At 57.9% G+C, this 5561-nt stretch carries 3 rRNA genes; all 3 read right to left on the bottom strand.

Going from position 1 to position 5561, the window contains the following annotated elements:
- Positions 1-43 precede the first annotated feature (43 nt).
- The 3 genes from rrf to ACTHAM_RS17365 all read right to left on the bottom strand — a co-directional run bounded on the left by rrf (position 44) and on the right by ACTHAM_RS17365 (position 5291).
- A 5S ribosomal RNA gene (gene rrf, locus ACTHAM_RS17375) occupies positions 44-160 on the bottom strand.
- 74 nt (positions 161-234) lie between these two features.
- A 23S ribosomal RNA gene (locus ACTHAM_RS17370) occupies positions 235-3346 on the bottom strand.
- Between the two features lie 421 nt (positions 3347-3767).
- Positions 3768-5291, bottom strand: a 16S ribosomal RNA gene (locus ACTHAM_RS17365).
- Together the 16S, 23S and 5S rRNA genes form the textbook arrangement of a ribosomal RNA operon.
- Positions 5292-5561: the final 270 nt, after the last annotated feature.

The raw sequence follows: 5561 nt of genomic DNA, 5'->3' as shown, positions 1-5561 counted from the left end.
ACGAAGAGCCATCCCCTCGCGGGGATGGCTCTTCGTGAATGGTGTCCGGCGGCGTCCTACTCTCCCACACCCTGGCGAGTGCAGTACCATCGGCGCTGAAGGGCTTAGCTTCCGGGTTCGGAATGGGACCGGGCGTTTCCCCTTCGCTATGACCGCCGTAACGATATCGAGTTCTCAAACGGGTTCCCGTTCGTCTCTCGGGAACCGCACAGTGGACGCGTAGCAATGAATGAAGTGGTGAAGTTGTCGGCTTATTAGTACCGGTCAGCTGCGAAGGTCTTTAGTCCCTTCTTCCACATCCGGCCTATCTACCCAGTGGTCTAGCTGGGAGCCTCTCACCCCTCAAGGGGGCATGGAAACCTCATCTTGAAGCAGGCTTCCCGCTTAGATGCTTTCAGCGGTTATCCCTTCCGAACGTAGCCAACCAGCCGTGCTCCTGGCGGAACAACTGGCACACCAGAGGTTCGTCCGTCCCGGTCCTCTCGTACTAGGGACAGCCCTTCTCAAGTTTCCTGCGCGCGCAGCGGATAGGGACCGAACTGTCTCACGACGTTCTAAACCCAGCTCGCGTACCGCTTTAATGGGCGAACAGCCCAACCCTTGGGACCTACTCCAGCCCCAGGATGCGACGAGCCGACATCGAGGTGCCAAACCATGCCGTCGATATGGACTCTTGGGCAAGATCAGCCTGTTATCCCCGGGGTACCTTTTATCCGTTGAGCGACGGCGCTTCCACAAGCCACCGCCGGATCACTAGTTCCGACTTTCGTCCCTGCTCGACCTGTCAGTCTCACAGTCAAGCTCCCTTGTGCACTTGCACTCGCCACCTGATTGCCAACCAGGCTGAGGGAACCTTTGAGCGCCTCCGTTACATTTTAGGAGGCAACCGCCCCAGTTAAACTACCCACCAGGCACTGTCCCTGGTCCGGATGACGGACCGAGGTTAGATATCCAGAGCGACCAGAGTGGTATTTCAACGTTGACTCCACCGACACTGGCGTGCCGGCTTCACAGTCTCCCACCTATCCTACACAAGCCGCACCGAACACCAATACCAAGCTATAGTAAAGGTCCCGGGGTCTTTCCGTCCTGCTGCGCGTAACGAGCATCTTTACTCGTAGTGCAATTTCGCCGAGTTCGCGGTTGAGACAGCGGAGAAGTCGTTACGCCATTCGTGCAGGTCGGAACTTACCCGACAAGGAATTTCGCTACCTTAGGATGGTTATAGTTACCACCGCCGTTTACTGGGGCTTAAATTCTGAGCTTCGCCTTGCGGCTGACCCGTCCTCTTAACCTTCCAGCACCGGGCAGGCGTCAGTCCGTATACATCGTCTTGCGACTTCGCACGGACCTGTGTTTTTAGTAAACAGTCGCTTCTCCCTGGTCTCTGCGGCCCTTCACGCTTCCCCGGGCATGCCGGTTCACGCTTCAGGCCCCCCTTCTCCCGAAGTTACGGGGGCATTTTGCCGAGTTCCTTAACCACGATTCTCTCGATCGCCTTGGTATTCTCTACCTGACCACCTGAGTCGGTTTGGGGTACGGGCGGCTAGAACCTCGCGTCGAGGCTTTTCTTGGCAGCATAGGATCACCCAATCATCCCGCATACACGGTCACCATCGGCTCTCAGGCTTCACGAGAGGCGGATTTGCCTACCTCTCACCCTACGACCTTGGACGTGGACTACCATCGCCACGCTGGGCTACCTTCCTGCGTCACCCCTGTTAATACGCTTACCTACTACCGGTTCGGGTCCCGTGCTCCGATACGCGATGTCCCCGAAGGGACGGTGCGTACCATCGGACGGTTAGCATCACCGGGCTCGGTATGGGCGGTTCTTCGCCGGTACGGGAATATCAACCCGTTGTCCATCGACTACGCCTGTCGGCCTCGCCTTAGGTCCCGACTTACCCAGGGCGGATTAGCCTGGCCCTGGAACCCTTGGTCATTCGGCGGACGGGTTTCTCACCCGTCATTCGCTACTCATGCCTGCATTCTCACTCGTGTGGCGTCCACCGCTGGGTTACCCCGCGACTTCACCCGCCACACGACGCTCCCCTACCCATCCACACGACTGAACCACGAAGGCTTGTCTAGTATGTGAATGCCACAGCTTCGGCGGTGTGCTTGAGCCCCGCTACATTGTCGGCGCGGAATCACTTGACCAGTGAGCTATTACGCACTCTTTCAAGGGTGGCTGCTTCTAAGCCAACCTCCTGGTTGTCTGTGCAACTCCACATCCTTTCCCACTTAGCACACGCTTAGGGGCCTTAGCTGGTGGTCTGGGCTGTTTCCCTCTCGACTACGGAGCTTATCCCCCGCAGTCTCACTGCCACGCTCTCACTTACCGGCATTCGGAGTTTGGCTAACGTCAGTAACCTGGTGGGGCCCATCGGCTATCCAGTAGCTCTACCTCCGGCAAGAAACACGTGACGCTGCACCTAAATGCATTTCGGGGAGAACCAGCTATCACGGAGTTTGATTGGCCTTTCACCCCTAACCACAGGTCATCCCCCAGGTTTTCAACCCTGGTGGGTTCGGGCCTCCACGCGGTCTTACCCGCGCTTCACCCTGCCCATGGCTAGATCACTCCGCTTCGGGTCTAGAGCACGCGACTCAATCGCCCTATTCGGACTCGCTTTCGCTACGGCTTCCCCACACGGGTTAACCTCGCCACGTACCACTAACTCGCAGGCTCATTCTTCAAAAGGCACGCTGTCACCCCTGCTAGGGAGGCTCCAACGGATTGTAGGCACACGGTTTCAGGTACTATTTCACTCCCCTCCCGGGGTACTTTTCACCTTTCCCTCACGGTACTTGTCCGCTATCGGTCACCAGGTAGTATTTAGGCTTACACAGTGGTCTGTGCAGATTCACTCCGGGTTTCTCGGGCCCGGAGCTACTTGGGATCCCCTTCGGGAGGCCACGCCATTTCGTCTACGGGGGTACCACCCTCTGTGCCGGGCCTTTCAATGCCCTTCGACTATGACGCGACTTTCTGACTCCCTGCTGACTCGGCAGAGTCAACTGAAAGGTCCCACAACCCCGCGTACGCAACGCCTGCCGGCTTGAACACGTACACGGTTTGGCCTGATCCGCTTTCGCTCGCCACTACTCACGGAATATCTCTTCCTGCCGGTACTGAGATGTTTCACTTCCCGGCGTTCCCTCCACTCACCCTATATATTCAGGTGAGGGTCACACGACATGACTCGTGCGGGGTTTCCCCATTCGGACATCCTCGGATCACGGTTCGTTTGCCAACTCCCCGAGGCTTATCGCAGGCTACAACGTCCTTCTTCGGCTCCTGGTGCCAAGGCATCCACCCTGTGCCCTTATAAACTTGACCACAAAGATCATTCAAAAAGATGCTCGCGTCCACTGTGCAGTTCTCAAGCTACGACCGGCTCCCACCCTCCCCGGCGCCTACCCCCACCACAGTGGAAGCGGTTCATCCGGACCAGGCAGGCCCGCAGGCCCACCACCGAACCCATCACCCCTCAAGGCAACAGACCCAGTGACCAGCCCCAAGACAACAACCCTTCCAGGCTGTTCCCTCAGGACCCAACAGCGTGCCAGGCCGACCCCACCACCAGCAGACATCCGTTCCCACCCGCACAAGGCGGCGTACTAGGAGCTGCCGGCAACGAAAGCCGGCCGTAGTCGATGTTCCACCCTTGAGCACCACCCCCAGCTCGTTCGGCCAGGGCGTGGGCCTGGACAACCCGCACCACCCATGACAGGCGGTACTGCTGCCAGATGCTCCTTAGAAAGGAGGTGATCCAGCCGCACCTTCCGGTACGGCTACCTTGTTACGACTTAGTCCCAATCGCCAGTCCCACCTTCGACGGCTCCCTCTCTTACGAGTTGGGCCACCGGCTTCGGGTGTTACCGACTTTCGTGACTTGACGGGCGGTGTGTACAAGGCCCGGGAACGTATTCACCGCAGCGTTGCTGATCTGCGATTACTAGCGACTCCGACTTCATGGGGTCGAGTTGCAGACCCCAATCCGAACTGAGACCGGCTTTTTGGGATTCGCTCCACCTTGCGGTATCGCAGCCCTTTGTACCGGCCATTGTAGCATGCGTGAAGCCCAAGACATAAGGGGCATGATGATTTGACGTCATCCCCACCTTCCTCCGAGTTGACCCCGGCAGTCTCCTATGAGTCCCCGGCATAACCCGCTGGCAACATAGGACGAGGGTTGCGCTCGTTGCGGGACTTAACCCAACATCTCACGACACGAGCTGACGACAACCATGCACCACCTGTACACCGACCTTGCGGGGAGCACATCTCTGCACTTTTCCGGTGTATGTCAAGCCTTGGTAAGGTTCTTCGCGTTGCATCGAATTAATCCGCATGCTCCGCCGCTTGTGCGGGCCCCCGTCAATTTCTTTGAGTTTTAGCCTTGCGGCCGTACTCCCCAGGCGGGGCACTTAATGCGTTTGCTGCGGCACGGAACTCGTGGAATGAGCCCCACACCTAGTGCCCAACGTTTACGGCATGGACTACCAGGGTATCTAATCCTGTTCGCTCCCCATGCTTTCGCTCCTCAGCGTCAGTTGCGGCCCAGTGACCTGCCTTCGCCATCGGTGTTCCTCCTGATATCTGCGCATTCCACCGCTACACCAGGAATTCCAGTCACCCCTACCGCACTCTAGTCTGCCCGTACCCACTGCAAGCCCAAGGTTGAGCCTTAGGTTTTCACAGCAGACGCGACAAACCGCCTACGAGCTCTTTACGCCCAATAATTCCGGACAACGCTTGCGCCCTACGTATTACCGCGGCTGCTGGCACGTAGTTAGCCGGCGCTTCTTCTGCAGGTACCGTCACTTTCGCTTCTTCCCTGCTGAAAGAGGTTTACAACCCGAAGGCCGTCATCCCTCACGCGGCGTCGCTGCATCAGGCTTGCGCCCATTGTGCAATATTCCCCACTGCTGCCTCCCGTAGGAGTCTGGGCCGTGTCTCAGTCCCAGTGTGGCCGGTCGCCCTCTCAGGCCGGCTACCCGTCGTCGCCTTGGTAGGCCATCACCCCACCAACAAGCTGATAGGCCGCGAGCCCATCCCTCACCGATAAATCTTTCCAGACGCTACAGATGCCTGTGCGTCTCATATCCGGTATTAGACCTCGTTTCCAAGGCTTATCCCAGAGTGAAGGGCAGGTTACTCACGTGTTACTCACCCGTTCGCCACTGATCAGACCAAGCAAGCTTGATCATCACCGTTCGACTTGCATGTGTTAAGCACGCCGCCAGCGTTCGTCCTGAGCCAGAATCAAACTCTCCGTTAATGTCTACATGGCACCCCACCACCGAAGCGGCACGGCAACCGACACACGAAACGGTCCGAAGACCAATCAGATTCGGCTTCAATAAAACCGCCACCCACGGAGGTAGGCAACGATCCATCTCAACCAAGACTCACCCCACCATCACACCCTACCGAAACCGGCAAGACGATCAAGCACGATGAACCATCTTGGCATCGACTACTTGGCACACTGTTGAGTTCTCAAGGAACAGACGCGCATCCGATTCAGTCTCTCGACCTGCCCGGAGGC

The organism is Cellulomonas soli (assembly GCF_052036975.1).
GTDB lineage: Bacteria > Actinomycetota > Actinomycetes > Actinomycetales > Cellulomonadaceae > Cellulomonas > Cellulomonas soli_A.
Note: the sequence above shows the minus strand (reverse complement) of the source record. Positions and strands in the feature narration are given on the sequence as shown.